Origin of the sequence: Pseudomonas sp. PONIH3 (assembly GCF_002934345.1) — a bacterium.
GTDB classification, from domain to species: domain Bacteria; phylum Pseudomonadota; class Gammaproteobacteria; order Pseudomonadales; family Pseudomonadaceae; genus Aquipseudomonas; species Aquipseudomonas soli.
Genome location: NZ_CP026386.1, coordinates 5,487,717 through 5,507,653, shown reverse-complemented (window position 1 = coordinate 5,507,653; position 19,937 = coordinate 5,487,717). Strand labels below are relative to the sequence as shown.

The window sequence follows — 19,937 nt, the reverse complement described above, 5'->3', positions numbered from 1 at the left end:
AAGCTTACTGCGCGCCCCTGCAGGAGCGGCCTTGTGTCGCGCAAGGCCGCTCCTGCAGGGGCGTGGGCACAAAGCCGTGGAACATCAGGCGTAGTAGTCGACCGCGCTGTCGCCCACCACCATCTGTTGCTCTACCGGGCCCACAGCACCGGCCACTTCGCCGCCCTCGGCGCCCGCCTCGGCACGCCGCGCGGCGACGCCCGACAGGTTGCTCGATCCACCCTGCTGCGCCTGCTGTTGCTGCTGGCCGCGAGACTGGTCGGCGACGCTGACATCCGGCTGGGCCAGGCCCTGCTGGGTGAATAACTCGCGCAGACGGTGCACCTGGCTGTCGAGCGCATCACGCACACCGGCGTGACCGCTGACGAAGTGAATCTGCGTCGACTGGTCCGCCGCGACATTGACGCGAATGTCCAGGCGCCCCAGCTCAGCAGGCTCAAGCTGGATGTCCGCCGACTTGAGGTTCTGGCTGGACAGGTACATCACCCGGTTGACCAGACCCTCGGTCCAGGCCCCCTGGTTCATCGCCAACGGCTGCTGCAGCGGGCTCGGGTTGACCGGCGCGGCATTGGCGACCTTGGCGGTCACCGCCTGGCTGAGGTTGGCCAGACGATTGGCGAAGTCATCGACCCGCGTATCGCTGCTGGCGCCCTTGATATCCTTGAGACCGTCGTCGAGCAGGCCGGCGAACGCCTTGTCGCCGTGCTCGGCATGCCCCGCCTCTGCTTCGCCCTTGTCAGCGAGATTCGCCAAGGTATTGACGGCAACGTTGGTCGGGTCGGCGGGTTGCTGACTAGGCTCACTGCGCGGGCTTACCGCATGGACCGAGGTCGTGCCCTTGGCCTGGGCGTCCTGCTCGAGCGCCAGGCGCAGGGTCGGCATGTCGGCCAGCGGGTCGGCTTCAGGGTCGAACGCGGCCTTGGTCGCCTCGTCCACCGCGCCGAGCGTCGCCGGTACCGGCGCAGGCGCCGGCTGCAATGGCGGCTGCACCGCCGCCTGCAATACCGGCGCCACGGCCTCGGCCTGGGCCTGGAGCAACTGCGCCCCCGGCTGGGCATCGGTTACCTGCCCGGCCACCAGGCTGGCGTCGAGCGGTGCGGTTGCTTCGCCGTCGTCGCTGTCGCTGGCGGGTAGCGGCTTGATAGTGGATGGCAAGCGCTTGCCGTCATCGGCAACCGTCGGCGCACTGCTGCCGCCCGACTTGCCGTCGGCGGCAGGCTCCGCCGCGTCGCGCTTCTTGCCTGGCGCGGTCTTGTCGTCACGCCCCGGCACACTGTCACGCCCCTGATTGGCCATGACCTTGTCGAAGCCAGCACCCGGCTCGGGCGCAGCCTGCTGCGGCTTGTCCGCAGTGCCGACAGCCGGGCGCGGGGCCTTGCTCAGCAGGCCGGCTTGCAACAATGGATTGGGTGCGACAGGCATTGAAAGGTCTCCGCGCCAGAAACTGAAAAATCACATCTGGAGCAGGAAAAGCAAGACTCGCGCCAAGTTTTCGCTATTGCGCGGAAATTCGTTGTCGCTCGCCACGATAGAAGCGCTGCACCTCAAGGTATTCCTTATCGATGCGATTGATCAGGTCCTCGATGCCATACAGTGGCTGCTGGCGAACACGCTCTTCAAGCTGCTGGCACAGATCAGCCAACCCCATGGCACCCATATTGCTGCTGCTACCTTTGAAACTGTGTGCCGCCATCCCGAGCTCACTCGCATCCTTGGCCTCATGCAACTGGCTCAGACGCCGCTCGGAATCCTCCAGAAAGGTTTCCAGCAACTGCGGGTAGCCATCTTCCATGACCTCCTGAAGGTCACTCAGCACCTTTTGATCGATTTTCACGTCCACTTGCTCACTCCCTGATCAAGCCTGATTACACCGGAGCCCGCACCCATTCACCATTCAAATTCCACCTGCGCCACGCGCCCACCCTCCAACCAGCGGGCCTGGCTCACCAGGCGTCGCACCAGGCTCAGCCCTCGACCGCTGAAACCGCGGTCAGCCGGACTATCGGCCAGCACCTGCGCCACATCGAAGCCGCTGCCACTGTCCCGGACTTCAATCATCAGACGCCCTCCGTCTCCCTGCGGTTCCACCCGCAAGTCAATGCTGACGAAGCCTGCGAGCGGCCCCGCCAAGCGCTCGGCGCGCTGGCGATAGTACTCCGCGAACCCCTGCGCGTCTCGCTTGAGCCGTGAATTCAGCCCTAGCACACCGTGCTCGAGGGCATTGGAGTACAACTCGCTGAGCACATTGTGCAATTGGCCGCTGCTGGGCCGCAGGCCATGGATCTCTTGCAGCAGTTGCACCAGGTAAGGCACGGGGTTGAAACGCCGCAAACTCTCGCCACGCAACTCGAAACGCAGCGACCAGTCCAGCGGGCTGGAACGCCCGCTGTCGGAGTAGACCACCGCCGGCGCGACCACCTGCCCAGGCCCGAGCATGCGAATATCGCACAGGCTGATGTCATCGCGCGCCTGGCCGCCGAAACACGCCAACGCCTGCATGACCTCGTCGAACAGGCAGGCCGGCTGGCGATTGCTCGCCAACACCTCACGCAAGCGCTGCACGCCGAACAGCCGCTCCTGGGCATCAGCGCTATCGACCACGCCATCGGACAACAGGAACAGCCGCTCGCCAGCCGCCAGCGGCATGACCTCGGTGCTGTCGTCGAACTGCTCGGCACTCAGGATACCCAGCGGCAGATGCCGCGATGGCAACACCGCCAGCACCTCGCCCGCAGCGGACAAGCGGTAGCCATCGGGCATCCCGCCATTCCACACCTCGACCGTGGCGCGCTGGAAACTCAGGTTGAGCAACAGCGCGCAACAGAACATGTCCACGGGCAGGATGCGCTTGAGCTTGGCGTTCATCTCGCGCAATGTCTCGACTAGGCCGTAGCCCTTGGCGGTCATGCCGTAGAACACCTCGGCCAGGGGCATGGCGCCCACCGCGGCGGGCAAGCCGTGGCCGGTGAAGTCGCCGAGCAGCACATGCATGTCGCCAGACGGCGTGAACGCGGCCAGCAGCAGGTCGCCATTGAACAGCGCATAAGGCGATTGCAGGTAGCGGATGTTCGAGGCATTCAGGCAACCGGCATGGGCGACCTTATCGAACACCGCCTTGGCCACCCGCTGCTCGTTGAGCAGGTGATGGTGGTGCCGGGTGATCTGGTCGCGCTGCTCGAGCACCGTGGTCTGCAGCCGGCGCAAGCGGTCCATGGCGCGGATCTTGGCGCCGAGGATCACCGCGCTGTAGGGCTTGGCCATGAAGTCATCGCCCCCGGCCTCGAGACAACGCACCAGCGCCTGCTCCTCGTTGAGCGAGGTGAGAAAGATGATCGGCACCAGCGCATCGCCGGCCAACGCCTTGATCCGCCGCGCCGCCTCGAAACCGTCCATCACCGGCATCAGGGCGTCCAGCAACACCAGTTGCGGGCGCCGCTCGGCAAACAGCGCAACCGCCTGCTCGCCGTTTTCCGCGGTGAGCACCTCATGGCCTTGACGGCGGACGATCTGCGCAAGCAACAGGCGATCGGCGGCACCGTCCTCGGCCACCAGCACGGTCAACGCCTGTTCGGCAGGCATGATGACACTCAACTGATGTCGAACAGTTTTTCGAAATTGGAAATGGCCAGGATCTTGCGCACATCCGGGCTGGCGTGGACCACGCGGATATCCGACTCCTCGCCGCCGACATGGTCGCGCAGCAGCAACAACATCCCCAGCGCCGAGCTGTCGAGGTAGGTGGCCTCCTTGAGGTCGACCACCACCGAGTCCGGGCGCGGGCGCTGGCGCTCGTAGGCGTCCCGAAACTCCTGATGCTTGCCGAAATCGAAACGACCCTTGACCTTGATCGTCAGTTTTTTCCCGTCCTGTGAGAAATCAGTTTCGACTGCCATACGAGCGATTCCTTCGATAATGGCGAATGCAGCTCCTGAAGGTTTAGCAGCCAGCCAAGCACCCCGCAAGCTGTAGGAGCCAGCCTTGCTGGCGAACCAGGCAACACCGTGCCTGGCACCGGCTGCGCCGGTGTTCGCGGCTAAAGCCGCTCCTACAGGAATCGCGCTAGATCGAGAAATGCCAGCAAGGCAGTTGCGCCGACAAAGGACGCCGCTAGATATGCCCTTGGCGTGGCAAGCGCTGGGACAGTTCGTCGAGCAGTTTCTGCTCGCGCTTGTCCTCGGCCCGGCGCGCCTCGTCCATATACCGCTGCACCAGCTTGCGCAGCCCTTCGACCCGGGCATAGGTCTGCTGCCAGGTATTGCGCGCGTTATTGAGGTTGGTCTGGTGCCAGGCCATGCTTTGACGCTGCTGGGTCATCGCTGTTTCCAGCTGCCCGAGGAAGCGCTGATAGTTGACCAGCCAGTTACCGTCGACCCCTTGCGAGCCTCGGTTGATCCACTGCTGCTGGTAGGCCTCGCGAAAACTCTCGAGCTCGGCCAGCTTGGCCTGGGCATCACCGAGCAGCTTCTGGAAATGCCCCAGGCGCTGGGCAGCCTTGCGCTCAGCCTCCTCGGCCATCTCCACCACCGGCGCCAGGCGCGCGGCTCGGCTGGGCTGGGCCATGGCCTATCAGCCCGCCGGCGGCGCGAACACCGCGGCCAGTTCTTCACGGCTCTGCGCCATGCCGACGTTTTCATCCAGGCGCTGGCGCAGGAAGTCCACCAGCTTGGGCTGCAGGGCGATGGCCAGGTCGGTTTCCGGATCGCCACCCGCCACATAGGCACCGACGCTGATCAGGTCGCGGCTCTGCGACAGGCGCGACCACAACTGCTTGAACTTCTGCGCCTGGCGCAGATGGTCCGGATCGACCACCTGGGGCATGACCCGGCTGATCGAGGCCTCGATGTCGATGGCGGGGTAATGCCCTTCCTCGGCCAAGCGCCGGGACAGCACGAAGTGACCGTCGAGCACACCCCGCGCCGAGTCGGCGATCGGGTCCTGCTGATCGTCGCCTTCGGACAGCACCGTGTAGAAGGCCGTGATCGAACCGCCCCCCGGCTCGCCGTTGCCGGCACGCTCCACCAGCTTGGGCAGCTTGGCGAACACCGAAGGCGGGTAACCACGGGTGGCCGGGGGCTCGCCGATGGCCAGGGCGATCTCGCGCTGGGCCTGGGCGAAACGGGTCAGCGAATCCATCAGCAACAGGACATTTTTGCCCTTGTCGCGGAAATACTCGGCAATACGCGTACAGTACATGGCCGCGCGCAACCGCATCAGCGGCGCGTCGTCCGCGGGCGATGCCACCACCACCGAGCGCTTGAGCCCCTCCTCGCCAAGGATGTGCTCGATGAACTCCTTGACCTCGCGGCCCCGTTCACCGATCAGCCCAACCACGATGATCTCAGCCTCGGTAAAGCGCGTCATCATGCCCAGCAGCACCGATTTACCGACCCCGGTACCGGCGAACAGGCCCAGGCGCTGGCCACGGCCAACGGTGAGCAGGCCGTTGATGCTGCGGATGCCCACGTCCAACGGCTGGCTGATCGGGTCGCGGTTGAGCGGGTTGATGATCGGCCCATCCATCGGCACCCAATCCTCGGCCTTCATGCCGCCCTTGCCGTCCAGCGCGCGCCCGGCGCCATCGAGCACCCGGCCAAGCATGCTCATGCCCATGGGCAGGCGACCGCTGTCGTCCAGCGGCACCACTCGCGCACCCGGCGCCAGGCCGACGATACTGCCGACCGGCATGAGGAACACCTTGCTACCGGCAAAGCCCATAACCTCGGCCTCGACCTGCACCGGATGGTAGCTGTCGTCGTTGATCACCAGGCAGCGGCTACCCACCGCCGCGCGCAAGCCTTCGGCCTCGAGGGTAAGGCCGACCATGCGCAGCAGGCGACCTTCGACGATCGGCTGCTCGGGCAGCTTCACCGCGTCGGCGTAGCCTTCCAGGCGCTTGCCGAAACTGGTGCGATCAAGGCGCATCGGCTTGATCCTGGGCGGCGTGAAGTTCGATCGAGATGTCCGGCGCCGCCGGGTGCAGCGCCTGGTCATGGGATTGGTCGAACAATTGCGCGATGGCCTTGTCGATCCGCGTTTCCATGGTCGCGTCGATGCGGCTATGGGCGGTTTCGATGCGACAGCCACCTGGCAGCAGCGCCTCGTCCTCGAGCAGCTTCCAGTTTTCCTCGTGACGCTCGCGCAGGGCCTTGGCCAGCTCGAAGTCCTGGGGGTTGAGGTGGATGCGGATATTGTCGGCACCCATCGGCAGCAGTTTCAGCGCTTCACGCAGGACATGGGTGATCTGGCTGGAGTCGCCGCGCAGCTCGCGGCCGATGACCTGGCGCGTCATGCCCGCCACCAGTTGCACCAGCGCCTTTTCGATCTGGGTGTCCTGTTCGGCGATTGGCTCGAGCAAGTGGCCCATGACCTGCTCGAGGCTGGCCAACTTGGCCGCCAAAGCCACTTCAGCCTCCTGGCGCACCTTCAGCTGGGTGCTGTGGAAGCCCTCCCGCTCACCGGTGGCGAAGCCTTCGTTGTAGGCCTCCTGGCGGATGGCCTCGAGCTCCTCGAGGGTCAGTGGCTGGACTTCATCCAGCGGCACCTCTTCGACTTCGTCCTCGATGACTTCCGGCTCGGGCTCAGGTTCAGGCTCTGGCTGCGGATCGAAGCTGGGCAACGCCCACACGTCGACGCCCTCGAGGTCGCGGGCGCGGATCAGGTCGCTGGGGTGTTCGGTGGTGGACATGCTCAAAAACCTCTTTAGCGACAAGCATCAAGCTTCGAGCAGCAAGAAAAGGCAGCCCTCGCTAGGTCCGCCGTTTCTTGTTGCTTGCCGCTTGAGACTTGCCGCTTAAATCATTTCCTCGGCGCCCTTGCCGCCAAGCACGATCTCGCCGGCCTCGGCCATGCGGCGGGCGATGGTGAGGATTTCCTTCTGCGCCGTTTCCACGTCGCTGACCCGCACCGGCCCCTTGGCCTCCAGGTCGTCGCGCAGCAGCTCGGACGCACGCTTGGACATGTTCTTGAAGATCTTGTCCTTTACCCGCTCGTCGGCACCCTTGAGCGACACCACCAGCACGTCCGAGGACACCTCGCGCAACAGCGCCTGGATACCACGGTCGTCGACATCGGCCAGGTTGTTGAAGACGAACATCAGGTCTTCGATCTGCTCCGACAGGTCGCTGTCGATCTCGCGGATCGCGTCCATCAGCGCACCTTCCACGGAGCTGTCGAGGAAGTTCATGATGTCGGCGGCGCGCTTGATGCCACCCAAGGTGGTACGCGCGGCGTTGGAGTTGCCCGAGAACTGCTTCTCGAGGATCTGGTTCAGTTCCTTGAGCGCCGCCGGCTGCACGGTGTTGAGCGACGACACGCGCAAGACGATGTCCAGGCGTACCTTGTGGTCGAAGTTGCTCAGCACCTCGCCGGCCTGGTCGGGGTCGAGATAGGCGACCACGATGGCCTGGATCTGCGGGTGCTCGTAGCGGATGACGTCGGCCACGGCGCGCGGCTCCATCCACTTGAGGCTGTCCAGGCCACTGGTGTTGCCACCGAGCAGGATGCGGTCGATCAGGCCGTTGGCCTTGTCCTCGCCCAACGCCTGGTTGAGCATCTTGCGGATGTAGCCGTCGGAGCCGACGCCCAGGCTGGTCTGGTCGCCGACGATCTCGACGAACTCGCTCATCACCTGTTCGACCTGCTCGCGATGGACGTTGCCCATCTGCGCCATGGCCACACCGACCCGCTGCACTTCCTTGGGCCCCATGTGGCGCAGCACCTGCGCGGCATCGGTCTCGCCGAGCGAGAGCAGGAGGATGGCCGCCTTGTCGACGCGGCTCAGCTTGGCGGTAATGGCTCGATTGTCACTCATCGGCGTTGATCCACTCTTTCACGACCTGGGCCACGCGGCCCGGGTCCTCGGCCACCAGGCCCTTGATTGCGTTGAGCTGTGCCTCGTAACCCTCGCTCGGGCTTGGCAACAGAATGCTTGTCGGGCCACCCAGGCTGACGCGGTCGTTGGCCAGTTCGCCATCCAGACCGATCATGCCGCCCAGCTCCATGTCGCTATCCGTGGCCGCCTGCTTGCCGCCACCTGTGATGTTGTTGAGCACCGGACGCAGCACGCCGAACACCAGTACCAGGATGAACAGCACGCCCAGCACCTGCTTGACGATGTCCCAGAACCACGGCTGCGAGTAGAACGGAATGTCGCCCAGCTCGTCGCCACGGTCGGCGGCGAACGGCACGTTGATCACGGTGACGCTGTCGCCGCGGCTGGCATCGAAGCCCACCGCGTCCTGCACCAGGCGGGTGAAGCGCGCCAGGTCCTCGGCGCCCCATGGGGTGCGGGTGGCTTCGCCGCTGGCGGCGTCCAGCTTGACCTGGTCGTCCACCACCACTGCCACCGACAGGCGGGTCAGGCGACCCTGCTGCTGGCGAGTGTGGCTGATGGAGCGGTCCAGCTCGAAGTTCTTGGTGCTTTGCTGGCGCTTGTCACTCGGGTACGGAGCCAGCATTGGCTGGCCGGTGGCCGGGTCCATGATCTGCTGGCCGTTGGCGTCCACCAGCGGCTGACCAGGCTGGATGGCGCCGGCCGGGGTAGCGGTGGCCTTGGCATTTTCGGGCGCGGAGGCGCCGGCCGGCGGCTGGTTGCTCAGCGCGCCCGGCACACCCTGCGGACCCTGGCTGCTGGCACGCTGTTCGTTGACCGACTGCTCGCTGCGCAGGGCAGGTTGATCCGGGTTGAACTGCTCGGAGGTGGACTCGACGGCGCTGAAGTCGACATCGGCCGACACCTCGGCTTTATAACGGTCGTTGCCCAGCACCGGCTGCAGGATGTTATGCACGCGCTGGGTGAGCAGGCCTTCCATGCGGCGGCTGTAGTCGAACTGCTTGCCGGCCATGGTCAGGGCGGTGTCCTGCAACTGATCGGAGAGCAGATTGCCCTTCTGGTCGACCACGGTCACCTGGGACTTGTCCAGTTCCGGCACGCTGGTCGCCACCAGGTTGACGATGGCCATTACCTGGCCGGCCTCCAGGGCGCGCCCCGGATACAGTTCGACCAGCACCGAGGCGCTGGGCTTGCGTTCGTCACGGACGAACACCGAGCTTTTCGGAATCGCCAGGTGCACGCGGGCGGCCTTGACATTGTTCAGGCTCGAAACGGTGCGTGCCAGCTCGCCTTCCAGGCCACGGCGGTAGCGGGTGGCTTCCATGAACTGGCTGGTACCCAGCCCCTGGTCCTTGTCGAGCAGCTCGAAGCCGACGTTGCCGTCGCTGGGGGCCACGCCGGCGGCGGCGAGTTTCAGGCGCGCACGGGAGAGGTCGTCGGCCTTGACCAGCAGCGCGCCGGAGTTGGGCTCCACGCGGTAGGGAATGTCGGCCGAGGCCAGGGTATCGATCACCTGCTTGGTGTCCATGCCCGCCAGGCTGCCGTACAGCGGCCGGTAGTCCGGCTGCTGCGACCAGAGCACCACGGCAAAGCCGATGGCCACGCTCGCGGCCAGGCCGACCAGCAGGCCAACCTGACGCAGCATGGGCATCTGCGAGATGTTTTCCAGGAACGCCATGCCGAACAGCGGCGGCTTGGCGGCTGGCGGGCCACTTTTGGCGGGGGCGTTATCGACGACTGCTTCGGCCATGACTCACTCTCGCCCTTATACCGGCATCTGCATGATGTCCTGGTACGCCTGTACCAGCTTGTTGCGCACCTGGGTCAGGGCCTGGAACGACACGGAGGCTTTCTGCGAGGCAATCATCACATCGGTCAGGTCGACACCGCTCTTGCCGATCTCGAAGGCATTGGCCAGTTGGGTGGACGCCTGCTGCGTCTCATGCACCTTGCCAATGGCCTGGCCGAGCATGTCGGCAAAACTGCTCTGCCCTGGCGCCAACTCGGGCGCGGCAGCCACCTTGGGCAGGGACATGGCATCGGCCTGCATGGCACGCATGTCCAACATCAGACGATTGAATTCAACACCTTGGGTCATGGACTTCTCTCTCCGGCGGCCGCATTTTTTTGACACTCATGCAGCGAATGAGCTGGAACTAGCAAGAGGAGTGCCAGCCAGCCCAGGGACTATTCAAAACAGTGGTTCAACCGAACAGGCTGGCCTCGACATCGAAGCCGGCGTCACGCATCTGCGCCAGCTTGTAGCGCAGCGTGCGCGGGCTGATCCCCAGGCGCTCGGCGGCTTCCTTGCGACGCCCGCGCTCGGCGCGCAGGGTGTCGATGATCATCTGGAACTCGTGACGGCGCATGTCGCCCTCCAAGCCGCCTACCTCTGCCCCCGCTCCGCCAGCCGTATCGACGGGTAATGGCTCAATAGTGGCCACTTTCGCCGACGACAATGGAATGGCGCCGGCCAGACAGAAATCCGCCGCCTCGATGACGCCACCCTGCTGCAGGATCAGCGCCCGCTGCAGGGCGTTGTCCAGTTCACGCACGTTGCCTGGCCAGGCGTAGGCTTGCAGGCAGGCACGCGCGTGCGCAGACAGCGTCACCCGGGCATGGCGCATCTTCGCCACATGCCGCGCCAGCAGGCGCTCGGCCAACGGTAGGATATCGGCAGGCCGCTCGCGCAATGCCCGCCAGGCCATGGGGAACACCGACAGGCGATAGTAGAGGTCTTCGCGGAAGCGCCCCGCCGCGACCTCGCCAGCCAAGTCGCGGTTGGTGGTGGCCAGCACCCGGATATCCAGCGCGATCGGCTTGCGACCGCCGACCCGCTCGACCTCGCGCTCCTGTAACACACGCAGCAACTTGGCCTGCAAGCCCAGCGGCATTTCGGAAATCTCGTCCAGCAGCAAGGTGCCACCATCGGCCTGCTCGAACTTGCCCGCCTGGGCGGCAATGGCCCCGGTGAACGCGCCCTTCTCGTGGCCGAACAACGTGGCCTCGAGCATGTTGTCGGGAATCGCCGCGCAGTTGATCGCGACGAAGGCCTGCCCAGCCCGCGGCGACTGCTGATGGATATAACGGGCGAGCACCTCCTTGCCCGTGCCCGACTCACCGGAAATCAACACCGTGGAATCGCTACGCGCAACACGCACGGCCAACTCCAGCAATTGCCGACTGGCCGGCTCGCAGGCCACCGGCCCCTCCTCTTCCGCCGCGCCCACGGCATGCCGCGCCACCAGGCTGAGCAGGGCCTTGGGTTCGAATGGCTTGACCAGGTAATCGGCGGCGCCTTGGCGCATCGCGTCGACCGCCCGCTCCACCGCGGCGTGGGCAGTCATCAGCAATACTGGCAGATGCGGCTGCTGGCGACGCAATTGCGTGAGCAACTGATGGCCGTCCATGCCCGGCATGTTCACATCGCTGACCACCAGGCCGAACGCCTCTTCATCCACCACACGCAACGCCTCTTCGGCGCTGCCAACGGCACGGTAGGCGAACCCGCCGATCTCCAGGGTATCGGCCAGGGCCTGACGCAACACGCGATCATCCTCGACCAGCAGCACCTTGATACTCATCACCCCCTCTCCTCACGCGCCTCGAACAGCGGCAGCACCACCGTCACACAGGTACCGCGCCCAACCTTCGAACGCAGGCGCAACTCGCCACGATGGGCGCGAACCACGGCCTGGACCACCGCCAGGCCCAAGCCGGTTCCGGTGGCCTTGGTGGTCAGGAAGGGTTCGCCCAGACGCTCCAGCAACTGCGCATCGATGCCGCTGCCGGCATCGCTGACACACAGTTGCAAGCCCCCCTCGCGGCGCATCAGGTGCACCTTCAGCCGCGCCGGCTCGACGCTGGCCTGCAAGGCGTTCTCGATCAGGTTGAGCATGGCGCCGACCAAGGTATCGCGATTGCATAACACCTCACCCAGGTGGCTATCGCACTGCCAACGCACCGCGTGCCCCTGCACGTGGGCTTGCGCCGCCTGCTGCAAGGCCTGGAACAATGCCTTGGGGCTGACCCGGTCGTTGAGCGGCAGCTCGCCGCGGGCGAACACCAGCATGTCGCGCACCTGGTGCTCCAGTTCGTGCAGGCGCTCCTTGAGGTTACCGGCGAAACGCTGGCGGGTTTCCCCCGGCAGGTCCTGCGCAGGGTCCGCCAGGTGGCTGGCATAGAGCATCGCGGCCGACAGCGGCGTGCGGATCTGGTGGGCCAGCGAAGCCACCATGCGCCCCAGCGACGACAGGCGCTGATGGCGCGCCAATTGATCCTGTAGACGACGGGTTTCGGTCAGGTCGTTGAGCAGTACCAACTGCCCGGGCTCGGCATCCAGCGAGCGCGTGGCGATAGACAGGCGCCGACCGTCACGCAGGGAGACCTCATGGCCATCGTCCTCGCGCGGCGCGAAGCTGCGAGCGATTACTTGCCGCCAGAGTTGCCCCAGCAGCGGCTCGCCAAGCAACTCGCAAGCGGCCGGATTGGCCTCGCGCACGTAACCGTCGCCATCGATCACGATCACCCCGCCGGGCAACAGGTCGAGCAGGTTCTGCAGACGATTGGCCAGGCGCTCCTTCTCATCCAGCTCGGCCATGCGCTGACCACTGACCACCGCCAACTCACCCTTGAGTTCACTGACCCGGGCCTCGAGCAGGTTGTAGGACTGACTCAGCTGGCTGGAAACCTGGTCGAACAGGGCGAAAGCCTGTTCAAGGCCCTGCCGGCTTTCCTGTTCGAGCGGGGTGTGCCCGCGCGGATCGGGGGCTGGGGAACGGTGGGCGGCCTGGGGCATCGTGCTCTCTCGCATGGCTGACCGTCATAAAAACGGTATGTTACCTGCGGTGTAGCAATAGCCGTGCCGGAGATGGGGATAAAGGAAGGTTGGCGGGCGGGTTGTTGATCAGGCTCAAGGGGCTGGCCATAAGCCTGACCCGACCTGATTTCTGTGTGAGCGGCCCCTGATTACAGCGCTGAGCCGATGCCGCCGGGGCCGCTGCGCGGCCCTTTCGCGACACAAGGCCGCTCCTACAAGGTACGCGCAAACCTGCCCAGCCGGCAGCCCATCACTCGTCGGCCTGTTCCTCGCCGCCTTGGCGGCTCATGCCGTACTTGCGCATCTTCTCCACCAGCGTGGTGCGGCGAATGCGCAGGCGCTCAGCGGCACGGGCGACGATGCCGTTGGCATCGTCCAGCGCCTGCTGGATCAGCCCCTGCTCCAGGCTGCCAAGGTAGTCCTTGAGGTCCAACCCTTCGGGCGGCAGCATGGCATGGTTGGCGAAGTTCGGCGCATGGCCATTGATCGCCACGCGCTCCTCGAGGTCGGAACGCAGGCTGTCGACCAACTGCTCGTCCTCGTCATCCACATAGCGGAACTTCTTCGGCAGTTCCGCCACGCCAATCACCCCGTACGGATGCATGATCGCCATGCGCTCCACCAGGTTGGCCAGCTCGCGCACATTGCCCGGCCAGCCGTGACGGCACAGCGACATGATCGAGGCAGAGTTGAAGCGAATCGAACCGCGCTTCTCGTGTTCCATGCGCGAGATCAGCTCGTTCATCAGCAGGGGGATGTCTTCCACCCGCTCACGCAACGGCGCCATCTCGATGGGGAACACGCTCAACCGGTAATACAAGTCTTCGCGGAAGGTACCGTCCTCGATCATGCTCTCGAGGTTCTTGTGGGTCGCGGCGATGATGCGCACGTCGATGCTCTGGGTCTTGTTGCTGCCCACGCGCTCGAAAGTACGCTCCTGCAACACCCGCAGCAGCTTGACCTGCATCGGCAACGGCATGTCGCCGATCTCGTCGAGGAACAGGGTGCCGCCGTTGGCCAGCTCGAAGCGTCCGGCACGGCTGGTGATCGCCCCGGTGAAGGCGCCCTTCTCGTGACCGAACAGCTCGCTCTCGAGCAGCTCCGCCGGGATCGCCCCACAGTTGACCGGCACGAACGGCGCCTCGCGACGCTTGGAGTGGTAGTGCAGGTTGCGCGCCACCACCTCCTTGCCAGTGCCGGACTCACCGAGGATCAACACGCTGGCGTCGGTGTCGGCCACCTGCTGCATCATCTGCCGCACGTGCTGGATGGCACGGCTGGTGCCCACCAGGCTGCGGAACAGATTCGGCTCGCGCTGACGACCGCGCTCGCGGGCCTGGTCGTACATCTCGCGATAGACCTGGGCACGGTGCAGCGAATCGAGCAACTGGCTGTAGCTGGGCGGCATCTCCAGGTTGGAGAGCACACGACGGCGCAGGTCCTCGGGGAACTCCGCGGAAGAAATTTCACCCAAAAGCAGCACCGGAAGGAACTCATCCCAGCCAGCCACTGTCTTAAGGAGCCCCAGCACACTGGCTGGCGCATTTACGGTCCCGATCAGGACACACAGCACTTCACGGCTGGAAGACAAACCTTCGACCACCTGCTGCCAGTCCTGGCTGGAGCAAGAAAGGTTTTCTTCGCCGAGAAAATTCAGGACCACCGCCAGATCGCGGCTGCGTTCGCTGTCGTCATCGATCAGGAGAATCTTGGTTTCACGCCACATGCAATAGCAACTTCCCTAGTCATATCGGCGCCCGAAGGCGTGCACGACATCATTCCGACTGAATGGTCAGTGTTCGGACGTCTGAATTTCGAAAACAGCCACTAGTAAAGTCAAAAAGACCGTAACAGTCAAATTTATGGCGCATCTTACTCAGTTCGGTGCATCTTAACTGAATAAATGGTAAACCTTCGAAGCATTCTTTGCTTGCTTGATCTGGGTCATCTCATCGGCGATTGCCTGGCGCTCGCCGATGGTGGCATCGAGCAGGTCGCGGTAGACCTCCAGCAGCCCTTCCAGACGCTCCTTGACCAGCGCTTCATCGAGGCTTGGCGCACTGAGCATGTCGTCGATGCAGGTGCGGCAACTCTCGTCGAGCGTGCGAATGGCCTCCCAGTCACGGGCAGCCAGGGCATCGCGCAAGGCGTCCTGGGTTTCTTCGAAACGTTGCAGCGCGCTGCTCATGCTTGACTCCTCAGCCGGCCGGCTGTGCATCGGCAATGGCATCCCAACCGCTCTTGACGGTGATCAGCAGTTGCGCGACCTCGTCGATGATCGCCGGGTCGTTGTCGATGTTAGCCTGCATCAGGCGGTTGGTCATGTAGGCGTACAGGCTCGACAACTGCTCGATATAGGCAGGGTCCGCGCTCTTCTGCGCATCGAGACCGTCGCTCAGGCCAATGATGATATCGATCGCCTTGCCCAGCATCAGGCCTTTTTCGGCGATGTCGCCACGGGCCAGCGCACCTTTGGCCTGTGCCATGCGATCGAGCCCACCCTCCATCAGCATCTGCACCAGGCGATGGGGCGTGGCTTCGGAAATCTGGGCATGGGAATTGACCTTCTGGTACTGACGAAGGGCTCTCATGGGATTCATCTTGCGACCTCGTGACGGGCAAAAACGACTGGTTCGATAGTCTTTGTATCGGGCCGGCGAAGAAAAACTTTACCGACCGCTGAGCTGAAGCCGGGCATCATGCCCGGACTTCAGCCGACGTTCACGGATTATTTATGGTTCTTGGCGTTGTTCAACGCGTTGAGCGTCCCCAGCACGTTCTGCTGCTGCTGACGCAGCTGCGAGACCAGGGTATCCATGTGGTTGTACTTATCCTGCAAGCTGACCCGCAGGGCTTCCATGCGTGTATCGAGGGTGTCCTGCTCGGTCTTGAGCTTGGTCAGGCTTTCAGACAGCGTTTTGGAACGCTCAGCGAGGGTACCGGTGCTGGCCTTGGCATAAGGCTCGGTGACCTTCTGCAGGCGAGCGAGCATGCCGTCCTTGCCATTGAAGATACTGGTCAGGTCAGCGGCATTGGTGGCCGCGGCCTTGTCCCACTTCTTGTCGTCCAGGCTCAGTAACCCACCATCCTGTGACGAGGTGACGCCGAATGCGGCCAGCGACTTCATCGTGCCATTGCCGGACAGCGCATTCATCTCTTCACGGATCGACGATACCAAGGCACGCATGGAGGCATCCCCGGTAAGCGCCGCCGGCGTCATGGTGCCATTGGCGTTCTTGGTCACCCGGGTTTCCGCATTGACCACTTTCATCAGTGCGTTATAGCTGTCAATAAAGCCCTTCAGGCCCGACTTCAGCGCAGTGGTGCTGGTGGTCAACGACAGCGTGGTCTTGACCAAGGCTTCGCCTTCCTTTTCCTTGGGAGAGACACCCACCAGCTTGATATTCAGACCGCTCACCGCGTCACTGATATCGTTGGTCTTGGACTCCATGGCAATGCCATCAAGCGTGTACTTGGCGTTCTCAGGCTTATCCACAACGGTGTAGCCAGTATCAAGACCGGAATTGCCCGACAGGGTGATATCGGAGCCAACGCCCATCTTGTTGGAGGTGATCACCAGGCGCGAACCCGAGGCATCGGTCAACACGTTGGCACTCAGACCGGCGGTCCCTAGCTGACTGTTGATCGCCTCGCGCACCTGTTGCAACGTGGCGCCCGGCGGGATGCTGACATCGTGACCCTTGCCATTCTGGGTGATAATCAGCTTGGTGGCGGTGGTCCCGGGGTTGACCACGCTGTTCGCGCCACTGGAGTAAACCTTGGTGGACACCTTGGACGCAGACGCCAATTTTTCCACCTGCAGACTGAACGAACCATTGGCCGCGCCCGCGCCTGCGGTAATGGTGGCAACCTTCTCATCCGAAGACTTCAATGCCAAACCGCCGAAGCTGTTGTCGTTGGTCATGCTGGTCAACGCGCCACGGAAGGCATCCAGGGCCGCCTGGATCTTGCCGATCGAGGACAATGTGGTGGTTGCCTTCAGTGTCTGGGTATTGATCTGTGCCTGCTTCGGCGCCTTTTGCGCGTCCACCAGGGACTTCACAATCGCCTGGGTATCGATGCCCGAACCGATACCGCTGATTGTTGAACCTGCCATCATTGCTCTCCTTGTACGGTGGCTGCCGGATCCTTGGCGGAAAAATCCCTAGAAAGATCGGCAGCAACAAAAATCATGCCAGCCCGTCGAACAGCAGGCTACTGGCTTCACTGAGGCTTTGCGCCAGCTTCAGCGCGGTTTCCGACGGGAGTTGGCGGATCACGTCACCCGATTCGGTGGCGATCACCTTGACCACGACCCGGCCGGTGGAATCATCGATGGAAAAATCCAGCTTGCGCTGGCTCGACTGGACGAAATCACGAATTTCGCCAACCGCCTTTTCCAGATCCTCGCGGGTATGCGGCTTGTCGTCCGCGGCCGCCGCCTCCTGCACCTTGACAGGCGCCAGTGGCTCCTTGACAGCGGTCACCGCCTGGGGCTGCAGCGAAGGATACACCTGGTTGAGCTTGACACTCATGTCCATGTTTCGAACTCCTCATGTCAAAAAGGCGAAAGGGCACGTAAACGCGCCCTTCCACCTCTTACTCAGACGCCTGAATTACTGAAGCAGTTTCAGGACCGAGGAAGGCAGCTGGTTAGCCTGCGACAGGATCGCAGTCGAAGCCTGCTGCAGGGTCTGCTGCTTGGTCAGTTCTGCAGTTTCCGAAGCGAAGTCCACGTCCTGCACGGTGGAGCGAGCAGCGGTGGAGTTCTTCTGGATGTTCTGCAGGTTGTCGACGGTGGTGGTCAGACGGTTCTGGGTAGCACCCAGGCCCGAACGGACGCTGTCGATCGAACCGATGGCCTTGTCAATTACCGCCACAGCGTTCTGTGCATTGGTTGCGCTTGTAACATCGGTATCGGAAACATTGGTTTTCTTCGAGGAAACCGAAGTAACACCAGTGCCATACAGGGCAGCAGTGCTGCCAGCGCCATTGGCACCAGCACCATCCGCAATCGAGTAGCCCTTGGCCGAATCCAGCGAAATCTGACCAGTCACAACCGACTTATCGCCAGCCGCAGCATTCAGAGGCACGGCAGCGCCGTAGGTGCCGCTGCCATTTTTTGCAGCAATTTTCACACCCGGAGCACCGGCTTTCGGTGCGAAGGTAATGTTTTCGCCGGTATCAGACTTGATTTCCAGATTCTTGGTCGACTCGTCATAGTTGACGCTAATACCCAACTTCGCAGCGTTCGACTTCAGTTGGTCTGCCAGGCTAGCGTTATCCGTGACACCGACGAAGCTAACGGTAGAGCCGCCAACGGTCAAATCGAAGTTAGCTGGAGCCGCAGCAGTTGCACCGCTCGCATCCAACTTCACTTCAGTGCTGGCAGTAGCGGTCAACCCGCCAATAGCACCATTCAGTTGAGCCGCGACATCCTTAGCCGATGCACCGAGACCATAGTTGACTGTTTTGGTTTGTCCGTTACCAGTTACAGCCAATTCACCTGCAGCAAGGCCATATTTACTGATAGAGATATTGCCAGTCTTGAGCTGCTGCGAACCAATGCTCTTAGCCGAAACGTTATCCAGAGTCAGGTTGATGGTTTCGTTGGCGTTGGCGCCGACCTGGATGGCCTTGGTGCCGTAGGAACCGTCCAGCAGCTTTTGGCCACCGAAGGTGGTGGTAGCGGAAATACGGTTCAGCTCGGCGGTCAGAGCCTGGTACTCGTCGTTGTTCGACTTACGGTCGTCGGGGCTCAGGGAGCCAGTGGCCGAGGACAGAGCCAGGGTACGCATTTTTTGCAGGATGTCGGTCGAAGCCTGCATCGCGCCTTCGGCGGTCTGGGCGATCGAGATACCGTCGTTGGCGTTCTTGACTGCTTGGCCCAGGCCGTTGATCTGGCTGGTCAGGCGGTTGGCGATCTGCAGGCCGGCAGCGTCGTCTTTGGCGCTGTTGATGCGCAGGCCGGAAGACAGGCGCTGCATCGAAGTGGTCTGGGCGGTGCTGGCCTTGTTCAGGTTAACCTGAGTAGTAACCGAGGCAATGTTGGTGTTTACAGTTAAAGCCATGACGAAATCCTCGTTGGATGGGTACTGCGGCTTCCGGCCCTGGCATCCGCCGGGTATGGCCTAGAGAACCTTCGTAATGGTTATCGTCGTTTGCGGGGGTTGCTTGAGGGCATTTTCAAAAAAAAAATGCCATCACCCCGCCACCCCTACAAAATCAGGGGGTTAAGGTACCGATAGACGATCAACGGGCAAAAAAAAGCGCCTGGCGGGATACGCCAGGCGCTGCTTCGAGCAAGCGCTGATTCAGCCCCGGTAAAGGATCGCCGAACCCCACGACAGACCGACACCGAAGCCACTGATGGCCACGCGCTTCCAGGTACTGTCGAGCATGTGCTTCTGCAACAGCAACGGCACGCTGGAGGACACGGTATTGCCGGTCTCGAGCATATCCTTGACGAACTTCTCCGGGTGCTGTTCTTCAAAGCGGCGCGCCACGGCATCGACGATGGCCGCACTGCCCTGGTGAATGCAGAACGCGTCGATATCCGCCGACTGCAGGCCACTGGCCTCGAGCAGCTCATGCAGGTGCGCCGGCACCTTGACCAGGGCGAAGTTGAACACCTGGCGGCCATTCATGAAGAAGGTGCCATCGCTGACCTTCAAATGCTCGGCACCCGAGCCGTCGGTGCCGAAACGCGCCTCGCCCAACTGCCACACGGCATCTTCGCCCATCCAGGTGGCGGTGGCGGCATCGCCGAACAGCATGGTGGTGTTGCGGTCTTCCGGATCGACGATCTTTGAATACGGATCGGCGGTGATCAGCAAGCCGTTCTTCAGCCCAGCCGCCTGCATGAAGCCCTTGATCGCGTACAAACCATAGACATAGCCGGAGCAGCCCAGCGACACGTCGAAGGCGGCGACACGGGTCGAGAGGCCCAGCTTGTCCTGCACGATGGCCGCGGTGTGCGGCAACCCTTCCTCGTCACCGTTCTGGGTGACCACGATCAGCACATCGATCGACTGCGGATCCAGCTCCGGGTTGTTGGCGAACAACGCGCGGGCGGCCTCGACGCAGAGGTCGGAGGTTTCCTGCTCATCGGCCTTGCGCGGCAGGAACGAGGCGCCGATCTTGCCGAACATGAACGCTTCGTCCTTGCCGAACTTCGCACCCTGGACGTAGTTGTCCAGGCCAGCGGTAGGCACGTAACTCGCAATGCTTTTGATGCCAATCATTCTGGCTTCCCAATGAAAACAGCCAAAGACCACCACTCGATGA

The 19,937-nt window shown here is 63.1% G+C and carries 19 protein-coding genes; all 19 read right to left on the bottom strand.

Annotated elements, in window-relative coordinates; all coding sequences use genetic code 11:
• Positions 1-84 precede the first annotated feature (84 nt).
• Positions 85-1,422 carry a flagellar hook-length control protein FliK gene (locus C3F42_RS25495; RefSeq protein ID WP_104445090.1) on the bottom strand — a complete coding sequence of 446 codons (1,338 nt, stop codon included), beginning with the start codon at positions 1,420-1,422 and terminating at the stop codon, positions 85-87.
• Positions 1,423-1,495: 73 nt separating this feature from the next.
• Positions 1,496-1,792 carry an Hpt domain-containing protein gene (locus C3F42_RS25490; RefSeq protein WP_104445340.1) on the bottom strand — a complete coding sequence of 99 codons (297 nt, stop codon included), beginning with the start codon at positions 1,790-1,792 and terminating at the stop codon, positions 1,496-1,498.
• 95 nt (positions 1,793-1,887) lie between these two features.
• The gene (locus C3F42_RS25485; protein WP_104445089.1) at positions 1,888-3,579 is read right to left on the bottom strand and encodes a fused response regulator/phosphatase; all 1,692 of its coding nucleotides are present in this window, start codon (positions 3,577-3,579) and stop codon (positions 1,888-1,890) included.
• A gap of 8 nt (positions 3,580-3,587) precedes the next feature.
• Complete coding sequence (locus C3F42_RS25480) at positions 3,588-3,893, bottom strand: STAS domain-containing protein (protein WP_104445088.1); 306 nt, start codon at positions 3,891-3,893, stop codon at positions 3,588-3,590.
• A 214-nt stretch (positions 3,894-4,107) separates the two neighbouring features.
• Positions 4,108-4,560, bottom strand: coding sequence for a flagellar export protein FliJ (fliJ, locus tag C3F42_RS25475; protein ID WP_104445087.1), 453 nt, complete (start codon positions 4,558-4,560; stop codon positions 4,108-4,110).
• A 6-nt stretch (positions 4,561-4,566) separates the two neighbouring features.
• On the bottom strand, positions 4,567-5,922 hold the full coding sequence (fliI, locus tag C3F42_RS25470) for a flagellar protein export ATPase FliI (protein ID WP_104445086.1): 1,356 nt from the start codon (positions 5,920-5,922) through the stop codon (positions 4,567-4,569).
• Positions 5,912-6,685 (bottom strand): flagellar assembly protein FliH, encoded by a 774-nt coding sequence (fliH, locus tag C3F42_RS25465; protein WP_104445085.1) that lies wholly within the window; start codon positions 6,683-6,685, stop codon positions 5,912-5,914. The genes fliI and fliH overlap by 11 nt, the downstream gene beginning before the upstream one ends.
• Positions 6,686-6,790: 105 nt before the next feature.
• Positions 6,791-7,810, bottom strand: coding sequence for a flagellar motor switch protein FliG (fliG, locus tag C3F42_RS25460; RefSeq protein WP_028692791.1), 1,020 nt, complete (start codon positions 7,808-7,810; stop codon positions 6,791-6,793).
• Positions 7,803-9,581 carry a flagellar basal-body MS-ring/collar protein FliF gene (fliF, locus tag C3F42_RS25455; protein WP_104445084.1) on the bottom strand — a complete coding sequence of 593 codons (1,779 nt, stop codon included), beginning with the start codon at positions 9,579-9,581 and terminating at the stop codon, positions 7,803-7,805. The genes fliG and fliF overlap by 8 nt, the downstream gene beginning before the upstream one ends.
• A 15-nt stretch (positions 9,582-9,596) precedes the next feature.
• Positions 9,597-9,929, bottom strand: coding sequence for a flagellar hook-basal body complex protein FliE (gene fliE / locus C3F42_RS25450; RefSeq protein WP_104445083.1), 333 nt, complete (start codon positions 9,927-9,929; stop codon positions 9,597-9,599).
• A gap of 106 nt (positions 9,930-10,035) precedes the next feature.
• Positions 10,036-11,415 (bottom strand): sigma-54 dependent transcriptional regulator, encoded by a 1,380-nt coding sequence (locus C3F42_RS25445; RefSeq protein ID WP_104445082.1) that lies wholly within the window; start codon positions 11,413-11,415, stop codon positions 10,036-10,038.
• Positions 11,415-12,629, bottom strand: coding sequence for a PAS domain-containing sensor histidine kinase (locus tag C3F42_RS25440; RefSeq protein WP_104445081.1), 1,215 nt, complete (start codon positions 12,627-12,629; stop codon positions 11,415-11,417). Before C3F42_RS25440 ends, C3F42_RS25445 begins: the two co-directional genes overlap by 1 nt.
• Positions 12,630-12,900: 271 nt before the next feature.
• Positions 12,901-14,376: a transcriptional regulator FleQ gene (gene fleQ / locus C3F42_RS25435; RefSeq protein ID WP_104445080.1), complete on the bottom strand. Its 1,476-nt coding sequence runs from the start codon at positions 14,374-14,376 to the stop codon at positions 12,901-12,903.
• Between the two features lie 165 nt (positions 14,377-14,541).
• Positions 14,542-14,838, bottom strand: a complete 297-nt coding sequence (locus tag C3F42_RS25430) for a flagellar protein FliT (RefSeq protein ID WP_104445079.1) — start codon at positions 14,836-14,838, stop codon at positions 14,542-14,544.
• Positions 14,839-14,848: 10 nt separating this feature from the next.
• A complete protein-coding gene (gene fliS / locus C3F42_RS25425) occupies positions 14,849-15,250 on the bottom strand; it encodes a flagellar export chaperone FliS (RefSeq protein ID WP_104445078.1) in 402 nt (133 codons plus the stop codon).
• 128 nt (positions 15,251-15,378) lie between these two features.
• On the bottom strand, positions 15,379-16,767 hold the full coding sequence (gene fliD, locus C3F42_RS25420) for a flagellar filament capping protein FliD (protein WP_104445077.1): 1,389 nt from the start codon (positions 16,765-16,767) through the stop codon (positions 15,379-15,381).
• Positions 16,768-16,840: 73 nt separating this feature from the next.
• Entirely contained in the window at positions 16,841-17,191 is a 351-nt protein-coding gene (locus C3F42_RS25415; RefSeq protein WP_104445076.1) for a flagellar protein FlaG, read from the bottom strand.
• A gap of 75 nt (positions 17,192-17,266) precedes the next feature.
• Entirely contained in the window at positions 17,267-18,721 is a 1,455-nt protein-coding gene (locus tag C3F42_RS25410) for a flagellin (protein WP_104445075.1), read from the bottom strand.
• Between the two features lie 243 nt (positions 18,722-18,964).
• Positions 18,965-19,894 carry a ketoacyl-ACP synthase III gene (locus tag C3F42_RS25405; RefSeq protein WP_104445074.1) on the bottom strand — a complete coding sequence of 310 codons (930 nt, stop codon included), beginning with the start codon at positions 19,892-19,894 and terminating at the stop codon, positions 18,965-18,967.
• Between the last annotated feature and the right edge of the window lie 43 nt (positions 19,895-19,937).